This is a genomic window from Pseudomonas sp. URMO17WK12:I7 (genome assembly GCF_003269045.1).
Lineage (GTDB): Bacteria > Pseudomonadota > Gammaproteobacteria > Pseudomonadales > Pseudomonadaceae > Aquipseudomonas > Aquipseudomonas putida_J.
In genome coordinates this window covers 23,781-41,932 of sequence record NZ_QLTL01000004.1, presented here as the reverse complement: position 1 = coordinate 41,932, position 18,152 = coordinate 23,781, and the positions used below count along the sequence as shown (strand labels likewise).

General features: G+C 64.9%; 21 protein-coding genes. 6 read left to right on the top strand and 15 right to left on the bottom strand.

All coding sequences use genetic code 11. The features are described from left to right. Positions 1-53: 53 nt before the first annotated feature. The 6 genes from H040_RS06125 to H040_RS06100 form a co-directional block, all read right to left on the bottom strand. Positions 54-1,052, bottom strand: coding sequence for a TRAP transporter substrate-binding protein (locus tag H040_RS06125; protein WP_027920357.1), 999 nt, complete (start codon positions 1,050-1,052; stop codon positions 54-56). A 258-nt stretch (positions 1,053-1,310) separates the two neighbouring features. Next, a complete protein-coding gene (locus H040_RS06120; protein ID WP_027920356.1) occupies positions 1,311-2,129 on the bottom strand; it encodes an HpcH/HpaI aldolase/citrate lyase family protein in 819 nt (272 codons plus the stop codon). Then, on the bottom strand, positions 2,126-3,325 hold the full coding sequence (locus tag H040_RS06115; RefSeq protein ID WP_027920355.1) for a CaiB/BaiF CoA transferase family protein: 1,200 nt from the start codon (positions 3,323-3,325) through the stop codon (positions 2,126-2,128). Before H040_RS06115 ends, H040_RS06120 begins: the two co-directional genes overlap by 4 nt. 18 nt (positions 3,326-3,343) lie before the next feature. Continuing rightward, positions 3,344-4,693, bottom strand: a complete 1,350-nt coding sequence (locus H040_RS06110; RefSeq protein WP_027920354.1) for an MmgE/PrpD family protein — start codon at positions 4,691-4,693, stop codon at positions 3,344-3,346. 10 nt (positions 4,694-4,703) lie between these two features. Beyond that, positions 4,704-5,867: an acyl-CoA dehydrogenase family protein gene (locus H040_RS06105; RefSeq protein ID WP_027920353.1), complete on the bottom strand. Its 1,164-nt coding sequence runs from the start codon at positions 5,865-5,867 to the stop codon at positions 4,704-4,706. 21 nt (positions 5,868-5,888) lie between these two features. Next, positions 5,889-6,728: an FAS1-like dehydratase domain-containing protein gene (locus H040_RS06100; protein WP_027920352.1), complete on the bottom strand. Its 840-nt coding sequence runs from the start codon at positions 6,726-6,728 to the stop codon at positions 5,889-5,891. A gap of 141 nt (positions 6,729-6,869) precedes the next feature. Between H040_RS06100 and H040_RS06095 the strand changes: the two genes are divergently transcribed. The 3 genes from H040_RS06095 (at position 6,870) to H040_RS06085 (ending at position 8,632) form a co-directional block, all read left to right on the top strand. Then, entirely contained in the window at positions 6,870-7,757 is an 888-nt protein-coding gene (locus H040_RS06095; RefSeq protein ID WP_027920351.1) for a LysR family transcriptional regulator, read from the top strand. Positions 7,758-7,865: 108 nt separating this feature from the next. Next, on the top strand, positions 7,866-8,108 hold the full coding sequence (locus H040_RS06090; RefSeq protein ID WP_079230521.1) for a DUF4160 domain-containing protein: 243 nt from the start codon (positions 7,866-7,868) through the stop codon (positions 8,106-8,108). Next, the gene (locus H040_RS06085; protein ID WP_027920350.1) at positions 8,105-8,632 is read left to right on the top strand and encodes a helix-turn-helix domain-containing protein; all 528 of its coding nucleotides are present in this window, start codon (positions 8,105-8,107) and stop codon (positions 8,630-8,632) included. Before H040_RS06090 ends, H040_RS06085 begins: the two co-directional genes overlap by 4 nt. Here H040_RS06085 and H040_RS06080 read toward each other — a convergent pair. Continuing rightward, positions 8,627-9,271, bottom strand: coding sequence for a cupin domain-containing protein (locus H040_RS06080; RefSeq protein WP_027920349.1), 645 nt, complete (start codon positions 9,269-9,271; stop codon positions 8,627-8,629). The two genes, H040_RS06085 and H040_RS06080, sit on opposite strands and share 6 nt — an antisense overlap. 255 nt (positions 9,272-9,526) lie before the next feature. On the opposite strand from H040_RS06080, the gene H040_RS06075 reads away from it, so the two are divergent. Beyond that, a complete protein-coding gene (locus H040_RS06075; RefSeq protein ID WP_081784335.1) occupies positions 9,527-9,784 on the top strand; it encodes an EamA family transporter in 258 nt (85 codons plus the stop codon). Here the strand turns inward: H040_RS06075 and H040_RS06070 are convergent. From H040_RS06070 to H040_RS06045, 6 genes are all read right to left on the bottom strand, one after another. Beyond that, on the bottom strand, positions 9,781-10,500 hold the full coding sequence (locus H040_RS06070; protein WP_027920347.1) for a TorF family putative porin: 720 nt from the start codon (positions 10,498-10,500) through the stop codon (positions 9,781-9,783). The genes H040_RS06075 and H040_RS06070 overlap by 4 nt on opposite strands. Before the next feature lie 119 nt (positions 10,501-10,619). After that, complete coding sequence (dctA, locus tag H040_RS06065; RefSeq protein ID WP_027920346.1) at positions 10,620-11,909, bottom strand: C4-dicarboxylate transporter DctA; 1,290 nt, start codon at positions 11,907-11,909, stop codon at positions 10,620-10,622. A gap of 169 nt (positions 11,910-12,078) precedes the next feature. Next, positions 12,079-13,020, bottom strand: coding sequence for a D-2-hydroxyacid dehydrogenase (locus tag H040_RS06060; protein ID WP_027920345.1), 942 nt, complete (start codon positions 13,018-13,020; stop codon positions 12,079-12,081). A gap of 20 nt (positions 13,021-13,040) precedes the next feature. After that, entirely contained in the window at positions 13,041-13,424 is a 384-nt protein-coding gene (locus tag H040_RS06055; RefSeq protein ID WP_027920344.1) for a VOC family protein, read from the bottom strand. After that, a complete protein-coding gene (locus H040_RS06050; protein WP_027920343.1) occupies positions 13,421-14,386 on the bottom strand; it encodes a hydroxymethylglutaryl-CoA lyase in 966 nt (321 codons plus the stop codon). The genes H040_RS06055 and H040_RS06050 overlap by 4 nt, the downstream gene beginning before the upstream one ends. A gap of 15 nt (positions 14,387-14,401) precedes the next feature. Next, positions 14,402-15,592 (bottom strand): CaiB/BaiF CoA transferase family protein, encoded by a 1,191-nt coding sequence (locus tag H040_RS06045; RefSeq protein ID WP_027920342.1) that lies wholly within the window; start codon positions 15,590-15,592, stop codon positions 14,402-14,404. A gap of 113 nt (positions 15,593-15,705) precedes the next feature. Between H040_RS06045 and H040_RS06040 the strand changes: the two genes are divergently transcribed. Further along, positions 15,706-16,629 carry a LysR family transcriptional regulator gene (locus H040_RS06040; RefSeq protein WP_027920341.1) on the top strand — a complete coding sequence of 308 codons (924 nt, stop codon included), beginning with the start codon at positions 15,706-15,708 and terminating at the stop codon, positions 16,627-16,629. On the opposite strand, the gene H040_RS06035 is transcribed toward H040_RS06040, so the two are convergent. After that, positions 16,608-16,859 carry a hypothetical protein gene (locus tag H040_RS06035; protein WP_027920340.1) on the bottom strand — a complete coding sequence of 84 codons (252 nt, stop codon included), beginning with the start codon at positions 16,857-16,859 and terminating at the stop codon, positions 16,608-16,610. The genes H040_RS06040 and H040_RS06035 overlap by 22 nt on opposite strands. 322 nt (positions 16,860-17,181) lie before the next feature. On the opposite strand from H040_RS06035, the gene H040_RS06030 reads away from it, so the two are divergent. Then, positions 17,182-17,823, top strand: coding sequence for a VIT1/CCC1 transporter family protein (locus tag H040_RS06030; RefSeq protein WP_027920339.1), 642 nt, complete (start codon positions 17,182-17,184; stop codon positions 17,821-17,823). Positions 17,824-17,830: 7 nt separating this feature from the next. Here H040_RS06030 and H040_RS06025 read toward each other — a convergent pair whose 3' ends face one another. Next, a complete protein-coding gene (locus H040_RS06025) occupies positions 17,831-18,088 on the bottom strand; it encodes a hypothetical protein (RefSeq protein WP_033696543.1) in 258 nt (85 codons plus the stop codon). Positions 18,089-18,152: the final 64 nt, after the last annotated feature.

The following is an 18,152-nucleotide window of genomic DNA, read 5'->3' as shown; positions in this document are numbered from 1 at the left end:
GAGAGAGGGCGGGCCACCTGCAGGAAGGGTGGCCGGGGCAGGGCGCAGGAGGGTCAGGACGACTTGTTGGCGTCCTCAGCGGCCTTGATCAGGTCGGCGCCGATCTGCTCGGAGAACTTCTCCCACACCGGGCGCATCGACTCGCGCCATTGCTGGCGTTGCTCGGCGGTGAGCGGGTCGATCTCGCTGGTCTTGGCGTCGATGATCTTCTGCCGGGAGGTCTGGTTGAGCGCTTCGGCCTGCTTGTTCACCTCGACGGTGACCTCGTCCATGATCGTCTGCAGTTCGCCGCGCACGTCCTCAGGCAGGCCGTTCCAGAACGTGGCGTTGGTGATCACCATGTAGTCGATCAGCCCGTGGTTGGTCTCAGTGAAGAACGGCTGCACTTCGTTGACCTTCTGGCTTTCGTAGTTCGACCAGGTGTTCTCGGTGCCGTTGACGGTGCCAGTCTGCAGGCCCTGGTAGACCTCGGCGAAGCTCATCTTGCGCGGGTTGGCGCGGATTGCCTTGAACTGCTCCTCAAGCACGCTGGAGGCCTGCACGCGGAACTTCAGGCCGCGGGCATCCTTGGGCAGGATCACTTTCTTGTTCGCCGACAATTGCTTGAGGCCGTTGTGCCAGTAGGCCAGGCCGCGGATGCCCTTGTCTTCCATCGAAGTCAGCAGCGCCTTGCCCTGCGGGCCTTGCTGGAAGCGGTCGACGGCGGCCAGGTCGTCGAACAGGAACGGCAGGTCGAAGATCTGCACCTGCTTGTTGTAGTGCTCGAATTTGGCCAGCGAGGGCGCCAGCATCTGCACGTCGCCGAGCAGCAGGGCTTCCATTTCCTTGCCATCGCCGAACAGCGAGGAGTTGGGGTAGACCTCGACCTTGACCTTGTCCTTGAGTTGCGGGTCGGCGGCAACGAGCTTCTGGAACATCAGCGCACCCTGGCCCTTGGGCGTGCTGTCGGCCACCACGTGGGCGAACTTGATGATGATCGGGTCGGCGGCCTGGGCCAGGCCGGCCATGGACATTGCAGCGGCGCAGAACAGCGCCTGGGTCAGCTTCAACATCGGTGTCACCTCTGATTTATTTTTGTAGGAGGAGTGGGGGTAACGATGGACCAAGGGCATGCGTGTGGAGAATCAGCATTTGTGTAAGGCGGCGTTCGGCTTAGGTGAACGCCGGCAGGTGCAGGCTATGCGATCGCTGTAGGAGCGGCCTTGCGTCGCGAAAGGGCTGCGGAGCAGCCCCAAGGTGTTGCCGCCACTTGGTAGATTGCTGGGGCTGCTCCGCAGCCCTTTCGCGACGCAAGGCCGATCCTACAAAGTTCAGTGTTTGTGCTGAGCCAGCAACCGCTGCGCCCGCAACACCACCGGCGCATCGACCATCTGCCCATCCAGTTGGAACGCCCCGGCGCCATTGGCCGCCTCACTCGCCGCCAGCACTCGCCGCGCCCATGCCAGTTGTTCGGCACTGGGCGCCAGTGCCGCATGAATCACCGGCACCTGCTGCGGATGAATGCACAACGCCCCGCCATAGCCCATGTCATAGGCATGCCGCATGGCCCGCTGCAGCCCTCGGGCATCGGCGATGGCCGGGTACACCCCGTCCAGTGGCGGCGCCAGATCCGCCGCCCGCGAATGCAGCTGCACCGCCATGCGCGCCTGGTCGAGAAACTGCCGGGCCGCCTCGCTCTCGGTGTTCAAGCCCAGGTCCAGTGCCAAGTCGAGGCTGCCGAACGACAAGCGCTCGACGCCATCTGCCGTGGCGATCTGCGCCAGCGCCAACAAGCCCTTGGCACTTTCGATGATCGGCCACACCGGCTTGCCGCCCTGCCAGGCCATCGCCACGTGCGCGGCGTTCTCCGCCTTGGGCAGCAGCAGCCCGGCAACCCCCGGCTGCTGCGCGCTAAACGCCAGGTCCGCCGCGTGCTGCTGATGCTGCGGCGCATTCACCCGCACCCACACCGACGCCTGCGGTGAGGCCTGCAGAAACGCCGCCAGGTTGTCGCGGGCCTGCTGCTTCAGCGGCTCCTCGACCGCATCCTCGAAGTCGACGATGACCACATCGGCGCCCGCCGCCAGCGCTTTGGCGAAACGTTCTGGCCGGCTGCCGGGCACGAACAGTGCTGAGCGCACGGTGTTCACACCACGCCCCCCGACACCAGGCTGGCCTGCTGTTCGGCCGTGAAACCCAGCTCGTCGAGGATGCCGCGTGTGTGCTGCCCCAGCCCCGGCACAGCGTCCATGCGTGGCGCGAATGCCGTATTGCGCCCCGGCGGCAACAGCGCCGGCAGTTTGCCGGCCGGGCTGTCCACCTCGTGCCAGCTGTCGCGGGCCTGCAGCTGCGGATGCTGCCACACGCCGTGCATGTCGTTGACCCGGGCGTTGGCGATCTGGGCGTGTTCCAGGCGCGCCACCACGTCGTCGAGCGACAAGGCGGCAAACCGTTCGACGATGATCTGGCGCAGTACTTCGCGGTTTTCCGAGCGCTTGAAGTTGGCACTGAAGCGGTCATCGCTGGCCAGCACCGGGTCCAGCAGCACCTTTTCGCAGAACAGCGCCCATTCCCGTTCATTCTGCAGGCCGAGCATGATCGTGCCGCCACCGCCGGTGGGAAATGGCCCGTAGGGATAGATGGTCGAGTGCGAGGCCCCGGCGCGTGGCGGTGGCGGTGCACCGTTGTAGGCGTAGTACATCGGGTAGCCCATCCACTCCACCAGGCTCTCCAGCATCGACACATCGATGCGGCTGCCCAGGCCGGTCTTGTCGCGCAACAGCAGCGCCGACAGCACACCGGTGTAGGCGTACATGCCGGCGGCGATGTCGGCGATCGAGCAACCGGCCTTGGCCATTTCCTCCTCGCCGGGGCCGCCAGTCACCGAGAGGAAGCCGCCCTCGCTCTGGATCAACAGGTCGTAGGCTTTCTTCTTCTCATACGGGCCACCTGCGCCGTAACCGGAGATGTCGCAGACGATCAGGCGTGGGAAGCGCTGGTGCAGGCTTTCGAATGACAGGCCCATGCGTGCGGCTGCGCCGGGTGCGAGGTTTTGCACGAGCACGTCGGCCTTGGCCAGCAGGGCGTCGAGGATACTGTCGGCAGCTTCCTGCTTAAGGTCCAGGGTGAGGCTTTCCTTGGAGCGGTTGGTCCACACGAAGTGCGAGGCCAGGCCATCGACGCGCTGGTCGTAGCCACGGGCGAAGTCGCCGCTGCCGGGGCGTTCGACCTTGATCACGCGGGCGCCCAGGTCGGCCAGCTGGCGGGTGCAGAAGGGCGCGGCGATGGCGTGTTCCAGGCTGACGACGGTGATGCCGTCCAGCGGGCGGGGTGCGGTTGGAGTCATGGGTTCACCTGTTCATCATCAGTGCAATGCGGCCAGCGAGCGCGCATCGCGCAGCTGCCAGACCTGCTCGATCAAGGCCTGGCCCTGGGCCGGGCTGCGGGCGCCGGAATAGGCCAGCAGGCGCTGGAACTTGGCTTCCAGCTCCGGGCGCGAGAGGGTGTTGCCGGGGTCGCCCTTGGGCTCGTCGATGGCGGCGCTGAAGTGGCGGCCATCGCTGCAGGTGACCTCGACCCGGCCCAGCCAGCGGGCCGGGTAGGCGGCGTCCACTTCAGGGTCCAGCTGCATCTCGACCTTGTCGCGCAAGGCTGCGACCCGTGGGTCGGTCAGCGCCAGGTCGCGGAATTCGATGAGTTGGGCGCTGCCATGTACGGCGATCAGGCCCAGCACGGTGCCCATGGAGAACTTGGCCTGGTGCACGGTGGTTGGCGTGGTGACTCGGCCAAGCACATCGATGGCACCCTGGTGCACGCGGGTCACCACCTTGGCGATCTGCTCGTGGCTCAGGCCTTCGCGCTGCATGAGATGCAGCAGCGCGTCGGCGGCGGGGTGGGTGTGGCGGCACGAGGCGTGGAACTTGAACGAGGTTTCCACCAACGCCCAGCGCGTGCCCAGGCGGTCACTCAGGCGCACCGGGTCGGCGTCGCTGGACATGCCGGCGGCCAGGCCCTGGTCACCTTCAAGGATATTGCGTGCACCGCTCAGGCCATCGGCCGTCAGGTAAGCGGCGAGCAGGCCATCGGCAGCGGCCTTGGCCGTGTGCAGCTGTTTGGAGTCGGCCGCGTCGCGCAGGAACTCCCAGAGCCCGGCGGCCTGGGTGCCGGCGTTACCAAGCAGGTTGATGAACTGCTCCTTGTCGAAGCCCAGCAGCTTGCCCACGCCGACGGCCGCAGCCAGGGTGCCGACGGTGGCGGTGGTGTGGAAGATGCGGTAATGCGAGCGGCCCAGGAATTCACCGATGCGGATGCCCGCTTCGTAGCCGGCCACAGCGGCCAGCAGCAGTTCCTGGCCGGACTTGCCGAGGTCCTGGGCGGCCGCCAGCACGGCGGAGAACACCACCGTTGCCGGGTGCAGCACCGAGCTGTTGTGCAGGTCGTCTTGCTCCACCAGGTGCGAGGCGGCGCCGTTGACCAACGCGGCGAAATAGGGCGATGAAGTGCGCCCGCTGGTCAGCACGCGGGCGCTGCCTTGGGTGGGGCCCATGCGCTCGGCATAGCGCTCGAACAGCGGGATCGGGTGCGCTCCCTGGCTGGCCAGGGCCGAGCCTAGCCAGTCGAGGAACAGGTCTTCGGTGCGGGCCAGTACGGGGCCCGGGATCTGTGCGTAATGCAGGTCGGCGAGGAAGCCGGCCAGGGCTTGTGTATGCTGCATGCTCAGGCCCTCAGAAGCTGCGCGGCAGCTCGAGCAGGTGCTCGGCTACGTAGGACAGGATCAGGTTGGTGGAGATCGGCGCCACCTGGTACAGGCGGGTTTCGCGGAACTTGCGCTCGACGTCGTATTCGCAGGCAAAGCCGAACCCCCCGTGTGTCTGCAGGCAGGCGTTGGCCGCTTCCCACGAGGCCTTGGCTGCCAGGTACTTGGCCATGTTGGCGCTGGCCCCGGCGTTCTGCCCGCTGTCGTATTCGGCGCAGGCGCGCCAGCGCATCAGGTCGGCGGCCTCGATTTCGATGTGGGCCTCGGCGATGGGGAACTGCACGCCTTGGTTCTGCCCGATCGGGCGGCCGAACACCACGCGGTCACGGGCGTAGGCACTGGCTTTTTCGACGAACCAGCGGCCATCGCCGATGCACTCGGCGGCGATCAGCGTGCGTTCGGCATTGAGGCCGTCAAGGATGTAGCGGAAGCCTTTGCCTTCCTCGCCGATCAGGCTGCTGGCGGGCAGTTCGAGGTTGTCGAAGAACAGTTCGTTGGTCTCGTGGTTGACCATGTTGGCGATCGGCTGCACGGTCAGGCCGTTGCCGATGGCTTCACGCAGGTCGACCAGGAAGATCGACATGCCCTCGGATTTTTTCTTCACCTCAGCCAGCGGCGTGGTGCGCGCCAGCAGGATCATCAGGTCCGAGTGCTGGATGCGCGAGATCCACACCTTTTGGCCATTGATCACGTATTTGTCGCCCTGGCGCACGGCAGTGGTCTTGATCTTGGTGGTATCGGTGCCGGTGGTGGGCTCGGTCACGCCCATCGACTGCAGGCGCAATTCGCCGGTGGCGAGCTTGGGCAGGTAGTGACGCTTCTGTTCCTCGCTGCCATGGCGCAGCAGGGTGAACATGTTGTACATCTGCCCGTGCACGGTGCCGGAGTTGCCGCCGCAGGCGTTCACCTCTTCGAGTATCACCGACGCCTCTGCCAGGCCCAGGCCCGAGCCGCCGTAAGCTTCCGGGATCATCGCCGACAGCCAGCCGGCGTCGGTCATGGCTTTGACGAAGGCTTCCGGGAAGCCCTTTTCTTCATCGACCTTGCGCCAGTAGCTGGCGTCGAATTCGGCGCACAAGGCGCGCACGCCTTCGCGGATGGCATTGAGGTCATCGCTGTCGTACGTATGCATGCGGGTGTTCCCTGTCTGGTATCAGTCGAAAAGCACGTCGGCGCTTTGCGCCACGCCGTCGGCATTGCCGGCCCACAGCTGTGCCTGGCCTGGCGCGGTGATGCGGCCGGCCACTTCGAATGGCGTGGGCACGGTCAGCGGGCGCACGCCGCGGTAGGCGAAATGGCGCACCTGCCTGCCAGGGTTGGCGCGGATGAACGCACGCAGGTTCAAGGTGGCGATCATCGGGCCATGCACCACCAGGCCGGCGTAGCCTTCGGTGTCGGTGACGTAGGGGAAGTCGTAGTGGATGCGGTGGCCGTTGAAGGTCACGGCGGAGTAACGGAACAGCAGGGTCGGCGTCGGCGTTACCGCTTCGCGCCAGTCGGCCGGTGCATCGGCCGGGGCGCTGTCGAGCCTGGGCGGGTTGGGCTCGCGGTAGACGATGTCCTGCTCTTCACGCACGCATAATTCACCGTGCTGCGAGTAGTCGTGGCGCACGGTGACGAACAGCAAGGCGCCGGTGCGACCGTGCTTTTCCTCGATGTGCAGGAGGGTCGACAGGCGATGGGCCTCGGCACCGACCTTGAGCGGGGCGATGAATTCGACCCGCCCGCCGGCCCACATGCGGTTGCGGTTGTCGGCCGGGGGCAGGAAGCCGCCGCGTGCCGGGTGGCCGTCAGCGCCCAGTTGCGCTTCGGCCAGCGGCTCCTGGAAGAAGCACCACATCCACAACGGTGGCAGGGGTTGGCCGACGGCGGGTGCGGTGTCACCGAAGGTGGCGGCGATGCGCTTGATCAGGTTGCGGCTGAGCTCATCGACGGCCTCTTCCGTGCGGCCGATCCAGGCGCTGTAGTCGATGGGCGGGTGGGAAGCAGTCATAACCATGGGCCTCTGCATTTGTTGTTATGGGCCGATCATGCGAGGCGCCTGGCATTCTGTGAATTTGCATTTGTGTAAGGCAGCGTTCATGTATGCTGAACGCCATGTATTGGCCTGCACGGGCCACAACCGGAGCCTCACATGCATTTCGACCTGGCAGACCTGCGGCTTTTCATCCATATCGGCGAGTCGCCGAGCCTGACCCAGGGTGCGCGTCGGGCGTTCCTTTCGCCGGCAGCAGCCAGTGCGCGGGTCAAGGCGCTGGAAGCCCAGCTCGACACGCGTCTGCTTTACCGTGACAGCCGTGGCGTGGAGCTGACCCCGGCGGGGCACAAGCTGCTGATGCATGCCCGCCTGATCATGCGCCAGGTCGACTACCTCAAAGCCGAGTTCACCCAGTTCGGCACCGACCTGGCCGGGCATATCCGCATCTTCGCCAACACCACTGCCGTCACCGAGTTCCTGCCCGAAGTGCTAGCCGGCTTCATGGCCAAGCGCCCTGGGGTGACCGTCGACCTGCAGGAGCGCCTGTCGCGGGACATCGTGCGTGGTGTGCTCGATGGCAGCAGCGACATGGGCATCATCGCAGGGCCCGTGGAGGCCAGCGGCCTGCAGGTGATGCACTTCAGCACCGACCGCCTGGTGCTGATCGTGCCGGCGGGCCATGAGCTGGCAGGCCGCAAGACGGTGTCGTTGAAGCAGACCCTGGACTTCCAGCATATCGGTTTGCACGACGGCAGCACCTTGTTGAGCTTCCTGCGTGACCATGTGGAACGCATGGGCCTGAACCTGTCGCTGCGCATTCAGCTGTCGAGCTTCGAGGCGATCTGCCGTCTGGTGGAGGCGGGGGTGGGCATTGGCATCATCCCCGAGTCGGCTGCGCTGCGGCACAGCCAGACCATGGAGCTGGTCACCATCTGCCTGGATGAGCCATGGGCGGTGCGCGAGCGGAGCATCCTGGTGCGTGAACTGGAGGCGTTGCCGGGGACGGTGCGGGCGTTGATTGCGACGTTGATGCCTGGAGCTTGATACTGACAGGGCGAGTTTCGCTGAAAGCAGTACTTACATTTTCACAGATGAGCGTAGCGAATCAGGGTGCTACTGTTCGGTGCAACTATTGCACTCTATACTCTTCCTATGCCTACGATCCATCGGCTGTCTGATTGTTCGATTTGCATGTACGCGAATGATCATGCGCCACCTCATTTTCATGTAAGGTTCAATGATGGTCGCCAGGCACTGATAGCGATTGAGGATCTGTCACTGCTGACGGGCTTTGGCGGCTCGGCGGTTTCAAGGCGGGAGCTGTGTGAAGCGATTGAATGGGCCTCGCAGAACAGACCTCAACTGCTTGCCAAATGGAAGGAGTTGAATCAATGACCAACAGGCATTTCCAGCTGAAAGACATTGCGGTTTTCGCCCCCAGTTCCTTGCTGTTGACTTTCGCGGACGGTGAACAGCTTCCGGTGAAACTGGACGAAATCATCGCCAGGCATCCGACCTTGCACAGACTCTCGAATCCCGCCGTTTTTGCAACCGCAGCAATAGGGGAGTGGAAGGACACTGTCATCTGGGCCAACGACGACAATCTGGAACTGGCTGCCGACAACCTCCGTGCGCGGGCTGTGGAACAGGCTGGCGAGTGCTCGCACGAGCATCTCTGGAACTGGATGGCAAAACACGGGATGACGTTGGACCGAGCAGCGCAAGAGCTGGGCTTGAGTCGTCGAATGCTGGCCTACTACCGAAGTGGAGAGAAGCCCATTCCAAGGACGGTAGCGCTTGCGATGAAGGGTTGGGATGCGTTGTATGCGGGAAAGGCCAAGTCCAGAAAAGGCAGCGAACGCGTGACTATCCATCGTCACGCGGAGAAAGTATCTCCCGTCAAAACTGCTTCATCATGAAAGCCCCAGGGTAGGCGCGGCGTCCTTGCACCATAGGCGTGCGCCCTGCGGGCCGGCGCAAGCGTGCAAGGGAGTGCCTGCTGGAAGGCGAATCCAGCTCAAAGGTTGCAGGCTGAACTGCGCACCGTCCAGGCTGCCTTGCAAAAGCAGGCATTCAAGGCCGCGCGGGTTGTCCAGGTGAACAGCGGCGCTGGGTTGCAGGTGCTTGATACACACCTGTTCGTAGGCGTTCGAAAACAGCACCTGGTCGCCCTGCGCCGATACCGTTGCGACCAGCTGCTGGTCATCGTCGGGGTGAAACTGCTGCAGGCGGACGAAGATCGTGCAACCCTCGCTGGACTTCGGCGTGTGCGCGCTGCCTGGTGGGTTGCGCACATAACTGCCAGCCGGGTAGCGACCGCGCTCATCCTCGAAGACGCCTTCCAGTACCACAAATTCTTCGCCGCCAGGGTGCGGGTGGGCGCTGAAATGGCTGCCGGGGGCATAACGCACCAGACTGGTGGCGCGGGCCTTCTCGCCACCGATGCGAAACAGCGGACGGCGCTCGACGCCAGGCAGTGGGCTGGCCAGCCAGGGCAGGTCGGCACCGTGCATGATGGCGGGCAGGGTCAGGTCGGCGTTCAGGCGGTCCGGGAGCATGGCGGTTTTCCTGGAGTTGCAGGGTTGGCTGTAGCGGCCCGCCCATGATCAGCTGTTGTTAAAGAACGATAAAGGCTCTACAACGACGGACAAACAAGAATTTCCACCTCAGCGGTGTCAACACCCTGAGTGCCCGCACTACAACCATCGCCGGCCACGGTAAACGATCCTGGCTCTGGCCCGCCCTGTTCAGCCTTGTGGCCTTCGCTGCCAATTCGATCTTCTGCCGCCTGGCCTTGTGCGATGGGGCAATCGATGCCGAGTCGTTCACTGTGCTGCGCCTGGCCAGCGGGGCGGCGTTTCTGTTCCGGCGCAGGCTATGCGATGTGGTACGGGGTGGTGAAACAGGTCGGTGCCCAACAGGCGGCGACGATGCAGCTCAGTGTGCCGGTCATCGCCGCGCTGGGTGGCGTGCTGCTGATCGGCGAAGCGATGTCGCTGCGCCTGCTGCTCGCCTCGCTGGTGGTGCTGGGTGGCGTGGCGCTGGCGCTGCTGCCGGCCAGGCCACGTTAGAAGAAGCTGCGCTGGGCCTTGAGGGTAACCATGCTTTCGCAATAGGTGTTGATGCCGGCATAGGCGTCGCAGCCGCTGCCGCTGAGGTCGGAGTTGCTGTAGATCAGGTTGAGGTCGATGCCCAGCCACGGCCGTGACAGCTCCAGCGACCAGTCGGAAAACCCGCTGATCTGGCTACCGTCGCCGATGGTGAAGGGGGTGCCCAGGCGGTGGTGGGCGAGCTTGACGGTCAGGTCGACATTGAACAGCGGCAGCTGGCCAAAGTCGGCGAACAGCGTGCCGGTGCGGTTGCCCGGGTTGTCGCGCCAGGCGCCGCCGAAGCGGCTGCCGAGCATCGAAATGCCGCCGTACAGGGCGTAGCTGTCGGGGCCGGCGATGTTCGGTTGGCTGTAGTGGATCAGCCCCACTTCATAGCCCAGGGTGCTGTCGAAGTGATGCTTGTAGCCGGTATAGCTGTCCAGGCGCAGGGTGGAATCGGGCGTGACGCCCATGCTGGGTGCGTACTGGCCGAGGTACCAGCCGCTGGGGTGGCTGAGGTCCAGGCCGCCGTGGAAGGCGCCCACTGCGCTCGGCGAGATCAACCCTTGGGCCATGCTGCGCGAGGGTGTGGTGCCGAGCTTGAAGTCGAAATCGCCCAGTTGGCGCTGGATCTGTTGCGCGTGCAGTGCCGGGCTTGAGAGGAGTGCCGCGGTCACCAACAGAAAGGGCCTGATCATGGTCACCGTCCTGGAAGGCTTGCTCTTGAGCGGCCAAGCATACCTTTGCCGAGTGCACCTCGGCCAGCCGCCCGTACCTGTGCGTGGCAGGCGCGGACGGACGGCCGGGGTGCAAACCCTCAACCCAGCTCGCGTTCGAGCTGCTCGCGATCCAGTGCGCCGTCCCAGCGGGCGACGAACAATGTGGCGACGCCATTGCCAATCACGTTGATCAGCGCACCGCCTTCGGAGATGAAGCGATAGATACCCAGCACCAGGACCAGCCCGGCGGCGGGGATGACATCCAGCGAGCCGAGCGTGGCTGCCAGGGTGATGAAGGCGCCGCCGGTGACGCTGGCTGCGCCCTTGGAGGTCAGCAGCAGGATCAGCAGCAAGGTCACCTGGTGGTAGAGCGACACATCGATATCCAGTGCCTGGGCAATGAAGATCGCCAGCACGGTCATGTTGATGCAGCTGCCGTCGAGGTTGAAGCAGTAGCCGGACGGCACCACCAGGCCCACCGTGGATTTCTCGCAGCCGAGTTTTTCCAGCTTGCCCATCAGTCGCGGCAGCGCTGACTCGGAAGATGAGGTGCCGAGTACCAGTACCAGCTCTTCGCGGATGTACTTGAGGAACTTCCAGAGGCTGAAGCCGGCCAGGCGGGCAACCAGGTTCAGCACCACGAAGACGAACACCAGCCCGGTCAGGTAGTAGCACAGCAGCAGATGCCCATAAGCACTTAGCGACTGCACGCCGTACTTGCCAACGGTGAACGCCATGCCGCCGAACGCCCCCAGCGGCGCCACGTACATGACGATCTTGAGCATGCGGAAGAACGCCTTGGCCACCAGGTCGAGGGTGTCGAGCAAGGGTTTGCCGACATCGCCGAGCAGTTGCAGGCCGAAAGCGAACAGCACGGAGATGAACAGCACCTGAAGGATGTCGCCTTCGCTGAAGGCGCCGAACACCGTGCTCGGCACGATGTGGGTCAGGAAGCCGACCACGCTCTGGTCGTGGGCCGCCTTGCTGTAGCCGGCGATGGCGCTGGCGTCGAGGGTGGCCGGGTCGATGTGCATGCCCACGCCCGGCTTGAGCAGGTTGACGCCGATCAGGCCGATGACCAGGGCGATGGTGGTCAGCACCTCGAAGTACACCAGCGCCTTGAAGCCGATGCGGCCGATGCGCTTGAGGCTCTGCATGCCGGCGATGCCACTGACCACCGTGCAGAAGATGATCGGTGCGATGAGCATCTTGATCAGTTTGATGAAGGTATCGCCCAGTGGCTTCATCTGCTCGCCCAGCCCAGGGCTGAAATGGCCGAGCAGAATACCCAGGGCGATGGCGGCCAGCACTTGCACGTACAGGTGCTGGTACAACGGTTTGCGGCGGATGGCCGGCAGGTCGTTTGTCGAGCTGATTGTTGTTGTCATGGTGCTCTGCCTTGTACTTGTTGATTTGCGCACGGTCTTGTAGGCGCGGCCTTGTGTCGCGAAAGGGGGGGCGCAGCGCGCCCGGGATTTCAGCTTCACCGCGACCATTGGCGGGGCCGCTGCGCGACCCTTTCGCGACACAAGGCCGCTCCTGCAAAGGGCGCGCTCGCTAGGAAACCAGGTTGATCGGCTGCCCCTTGGCGAACGCTTCGATATTGGCCAGCAGCACCTGCTTCAGGCGCGCCACGCTGCTCTGGCTGGCCCAGGCCACATGCGGGGTGAGCAGCAGGTTGGGCAGCCCGGCTTGCAGCAGCGGGTGATCGGCACGCGGCGGCTCGCCGTCCAGCACATCCAGCGCGGCACCGCCCAGGTGGCCATCGAGCAAGGCGGCGAGCAGGGCGTGTTCATCCACCAGCGGCCCGCGGGCGGTATTGATCAGCAAGGCGCCGGGCTTCATCCGGGCCAGCTGCGCAGCGCCGATCAGTTGGCGGGTGCGCGGCGTCAGCGGGCAGTGCAGGGTGATGGCGTCGGCCTGTTGCAGCAGGTCGTCGAAGGCCACATAGCCTTCGCGCACGGTGCTGGCGCCCTGGTGCTCGGCGAACAGCACGTTCATCCCCAGTGCCTTGGCCAGGCGTGCGACGCGGCTGCCGATGTCACCGCGGCCGACGATGCCCAGGGTCATGCCCTGGATATCGTTGATCGGCGCCTGGTGGACGCAGAAGTGGCTGGAGGTTGACCAGGTGCTCACCGCCGCCTGGCGGTAGGCGAACAGGTGCCGGCGCAGGGCGAACAGCGAGGCGATCACCGACTCGGCCACGCTCACGGCCGAATACGCCGGCACGTTGCACACGCTGATGCCCAGGTCACGGCAGGCCGCCAAGTCGATGCAGTCGTAGCCGGTCGCGGCCACACAGATCAGCTTCAGCGCCGGCAGGCGCTCCAGCTGGCTGCGCTGCAGGCTGACCTTGTTGGTGATCGCCACCTGGGCGTCGGCCAGGGCGTCGAGCACTTCTGCGCTCGTGGTGCTGGTGCGTACTTCATAGCGGCTGGCCTGGGCCGGGCGATTCAAGGGCGCAGGCAGGCTCGCACCGTCGAGAAAAACGATGTTCATGGGGTACCTCTGCAGGGCTGTCAGGCGGGAAGGCGTTCGGCGATCTCGATCAGGTTCAGGTCCGGGTCGCGCACATACACCGAGCGGATCGGGCCCGTAGCGCCAGTGCGCTGCACCGGGCCTTCGACGATCGGCCATTGCGCCTCGTGCAACCGGGCGATCACGGCTTGCAGGGGGATGCTGGCGATGAGGCACAGGTCCAGCGCGCCCGGCACCGGCAGATGGGCCTTGGGCTCGAACTCATGGCCGCGCACATGCACGTTGATCTTCTGCTGGCCGAAGCGAAACGCCAGGCGGCCGGCGCCGAAGTTTTCCCGTTGCATGCCCAGCACGCGGGTATAGAAGTCGCAGCAGGCGTCGACGTCGCAGGTGGTCAGTACCAGGTGGTCCAGGTGGTTGATCATTGGGTGGCCTCCGTGAGGGTCGAGACGACTTGCCTGCTCAGGGTCTGCACGTGTTGCGGGATCGGGTGCAAATCCAGGCGCTTGCCGGCCTTGAGCACCTGGCTCGGCGTGGCGTGGCCGACCAGGCCGGGCAGGCGCGCCGACGCGGCCAGCACTTGGTCCAGGTCTACCGCGGTGTCATAGCCCATCAGGGTCAGCATGTGCAACAGGTCTTCGGTGCAGACGTTGCCGCTGGCCCCGGGCGCATACGGGCAACCGCCAAGGCCGCCGAGCGAGGCGTCGAAGCGGTCGACCCCGGCTTGCAGTGCCGCCAGGGTATTGGCCAGGGCCATGCCGCGGGTGTCGTGGAAGTGCAGGGTGACCTGCAACTGTGGAAAGCGCGCCAGCACGCGCGCACTCAACTGCTGCACCTGTGACGGGAAGGCCATGCCCGTGGTGTCGCACAGGGTCACCCCGCGTACGCCCAGTTGGGCGAAACGGTCAATCCAGCCGAGCACTTCGTCTTCCTTGACGTCACCTTGCATCGGGCAGCCGAACACCGTGGACAGCGAGACATTCACCGCAACGCGGCTGTTGCCGATCACCGCGATCACTTCGCGCAGCTGGGCGAACGACTGCTCGCGGGTCATGCGCAGGTTGGAGCGGTTGTGCGGTTCGCTGACCGACATCACCAGGTTGGCCTCGTCGATGCCACAGCCCAGGGCGCGTTCGGCGCCACGCACATTGGGCACCAGCACGGTGTATTCGACACCGGGCTGGCGGCGGATGCCGTGCATCACCGCTTCGGCATCGCGCAGCGCCGGGATCGCCTTGGGCGACGTGAACGAGGTGACCTCGATCTTGGCGAAGCCGCAGCGGCTCAGGGCATCGACCATGGCGATCTTGTCGGCGGTGTCGATGAACGTGGCTTCGTTCTGGAAGCCGTCGCGGGTGGCGACTTCCTGCAGGTACAGGCGTTTCATGCGCTGTGCTCCTTGTTAGATGATGCCGCGGCTGCGCCACAGCTCACGGGTGGTGGCGTCGATACCCTGGGCTTCGAGTACGCGGTCGGTGTGCTCACCGAGTTTCGGTGCCGGGCTGCGGACCTGGCCAGGCGTGGCCAGCAACTTGGGTACGATGCCGGGCAGGGTCACCGGCGTGCCGTCGTCGAGCCGGGCCTCGAGCAACATGTCGCGGGCCTGGTAGTGCGGGTCGTTGGCGATGTCCTGGGCGTCGTAGATCTTGCCGGCGGGGATGCGCGCATCGTTCAGCGCCGCCAGCACGTCATCGAGCGGGCGCTCGGCCGTCCATGCCGAGATGGCTGCGTCGATGCGCGCCACGTGCAGCACGCGGCCGTCGTTGTGCGCGAGCGCCGGGTCAGTGGCCAGGTCTAGGCGGTCGATCTTTTCCATCAGGCGGCGGTAGATGCTGTCACCGTTGCCGGCGATCAGCGCGTACTTGCCATCCTGGCAGCGGTAGGCGTTGGTCGGTGCGATGCCCGGCAGGCTGCTGCCGGCCGGCTGGCGCACAGTCTGGAACACCGAGTATTCGGGCAGCAGGCTTTCCATCATGTTGAACACCGACTCGTACAGCGCTACATCCACCTGCTGGCCCTGGCCGCCGTGCTGCTCGCGGTGGCGCAGGGCCAGGAGCACGCCGATCACGCCGTGCAAGGCCGACAGCGAGTCACCGATGGACACGCCGACCCGCACCGGAGTGCGCCCTGGCTCCCCGGACAGGTGGCGCAGGCCGCCCATGGCTTCGCCAATCACACCAAAACCTGGGCGGTCGCGGTAGGGGCCGGTCTGGCCGTAACCGGACACCCGCAACATCACCAGCTTCGGGTGGAGGGCGTGCAGTTCGTCCCAGCCCAGGCCCCAGTTCTCCAGGGTGCCGGGGCGGAAGTTTTCGATGAGTACGTCGGCCTCTGCAATCAACTGCCTGGCCACCTCGCGCGCTTCGGGCTGGCGCAGGTCGAGGGTCACCGATTGCTTGTTGCGCGACTGTACGGCCCACCACACCGACGTGCCGCCGTGCAGCAGGCGCCATTTGCGCAGGGGGTCGCCCGTGGCGGGCGGTTCGATCTTGATCACTTCGGCGCCGAACTCGGCGAGCATCTTCGCAGCGAATGGCCCGGCGATCAGCTGGCCCATCTCGACTACCTTGATACCTTGCAACGGCAGGGTCATGGCGTTGTCCGCTCTTGTGGTTGGTATGTGCCGATAGTCCTCGTCTGGCGCGCCGATGAAAATTGGCGAATTCTCCAGTACCCTTTCGCAAATCGAAAGGCTGGGGGTGCGCCATGAACCTGTTGCATGTGGACTTGCTGTCGTTGCGCCTGCTGTTGCTGGTGGCTGATACGCGCAACCTGACCCAGGCGGCGCGGCTGGCCAATATGTCGCTGTCGGCCGCCAGCAAGCGTCTGGCCGAGCTTGAACGCCAGACCGAATGCGCGCTGCTCGAACGCTTGCCTCGCGGCGTCGAGCTCACGGCGGCGGGGCGCGGCATTGCCGAACATGCCCGGCACATCCTCGATGGGGTCAACCGCATGGCCTGCGATGCCAACGACTTTGCCGCAGGTGTGCGCGGCCATGTGCGGCTCACGGCCAATACCTCGGCAGTGATCCAGTTCCTGCCGCAGGACCTGGCCCATTACCTGGCCAGCAACCCCCACGTGCGCATCGGCATGGACGAAGCCCTCAGTGATGACATCGTGCAAGCGCTGCTGCATGGCACGGCGGATATCGGCATCTTCGCCGACAACGTGGCCGCAGAGGGTATTCACAAGCGCTGTTACCGCCGCGACCAGTTGGTGCTGCTGGTGCCGAGCGGGCATGCCCTGGCCGGCCATCGGCGAATTCGCCTGGCCCAGGCGCTGGATTACGAGTTCGTGGCATTGAACCAGGGCAGTTCACTGCTGCGCCGGGTCAGCGAGGCGGCGCTGGCCGATGGCAAGCTGCTCAAGGTGCGGATTCAGGTCAGCAGTTTCGATGGTATCTGCCGGATGATCGAGGCGGGGCTGGGGATTGGCGTGCTGCCACTGGCGTCGGTGCGAGCGGAGCTGCTTGGGCAGCAGTTGCAGGCCATCGTGCTGGAGGACCCGTGGGCGTTGCGTACGCTGTATGTCGGGGTGGCCGAACAGGCGAGCCTTTCGCCTGAGGCAACCCGGCTGTTCGAATACCTGGGCTCGCTCGACGGGGGCGATCAGCCTTTGATGGCGGTTTGAGCTTCGCCGGTTTCGGTGACTACCTGCTGGCTGGAGGAGCGTTCGATAACACGTTTACGCAGTTCGTATTCGTCCAGCGACAGGCTTTGGCGCTGGATCGACTCGAGTTGCAACTGGCGGGTTTCCTCGGCGGTGTAGGGGCGCAGTTCGGGGTGGCTGGCGCAACCGGTGAGCACGGCGATGGTGGTGGCGGTGAGGGCAGCGAGCAGCAGGCGGGCCGTGGTGTTCATCGGTGGAAGCTCCAGGATTCGGGTGATGGGAATCGATGGAGCTAGGTTATTGATTGCTGGCGGCTGGTAGAAATTGGTGTTGTCGATAGTGACTATCGAGGCTTCTACACGTTTCCAGTCCGTGACCACTCGGCGGATAGATGGGAGGTGAGTTTCAGCGGCCACTTGAACAATGAAGGGTTAGTTGAGCACCTTCATAGTTGCGCTACGCTGGAAAAACATTGCCGTGGCGTATTACCTGCCCGCATGAGCGCAAGCCTGCGCAACATGCTCGTCTGAAACATGGCATCCGTCAGTTCAGGCCCACCCCGAGGGGCAGTGTATGAGTGGACGTTTGCTGGAACCCGTCGATCGCATTACCGAAGTGATGTTCGGCCTGTTGATGGCCACGACCTTCACCGGTTCGCTCAGTGTGGCCACGGCCGGCCGGGAAGATGCCCGCCTGATGCTGATCGCGGCCTTTGGCTGCAACCTGGCCTGGGGCCTGGCCGATGCGGTGATCTACCTGCTGCGCACCTGGACCGAACGGACCCGCAGCCGCACCTTGCTGGCCCGGCTGCTCGCCGACGAGAACGGGGGCGAGGGGCGCCAGCTGATTGCCGACGCGCTGCCGGCGCGCATTGGCGAGGTGGTGGATGAACACGGCCTGGAACTGCTCAGGGTCCACCTGATGCGCAACGGCCGGCACCCGATGCCCGCGCGCCTTGGCCTGCAGGACTTCAAGGCGGCACTGGCGACCTTCTTGCTGGTGGTGCTGGCGACTTTCCCGTTGGTCATCCCGTTCCTGTTGACCGCACACACCGGCACCGCCATTCGGGTCTCCAACTTTGTCGCCCTGGCCATGCTGTTCCTCGCCGGCTGGCTGTTGGCGCGCTATTCCGGTGGCCGCGGGGTGCTGACTGGCGTGGTCATGACGCTGGTCGGGGTCGCGCTGATTCTGGCCATCATCGCCCTGGGTGGTTGATGCAGGGTCAGTACTTGATGTCTCTGGCACGCTCGCGCCCTTGCTGTTTGGTATGGCGTTTGTCCTGGCGGCAACCGGCATTGCTCTTCTGGTCGGCGTGGCGGCAGTCCTGTTTGGTCTGGCGTGCACCCTGACGGGTTTCCTGGCGCACCTCCCGTGCTGCCTGGCGCCGTTCGGCGCGGTCGGTGACCGCCGCCCAGCCCTGTAACGTGGTGGCACACAACAGCACGGCCACGCAAAAACGACAAGCGCTTGAAGATGCCATTACCAAGCCTCCTGCTGGGTTGGTTCATTGCCGAAAAATGCTCGGGGGTTATTAAGTAGAGCTC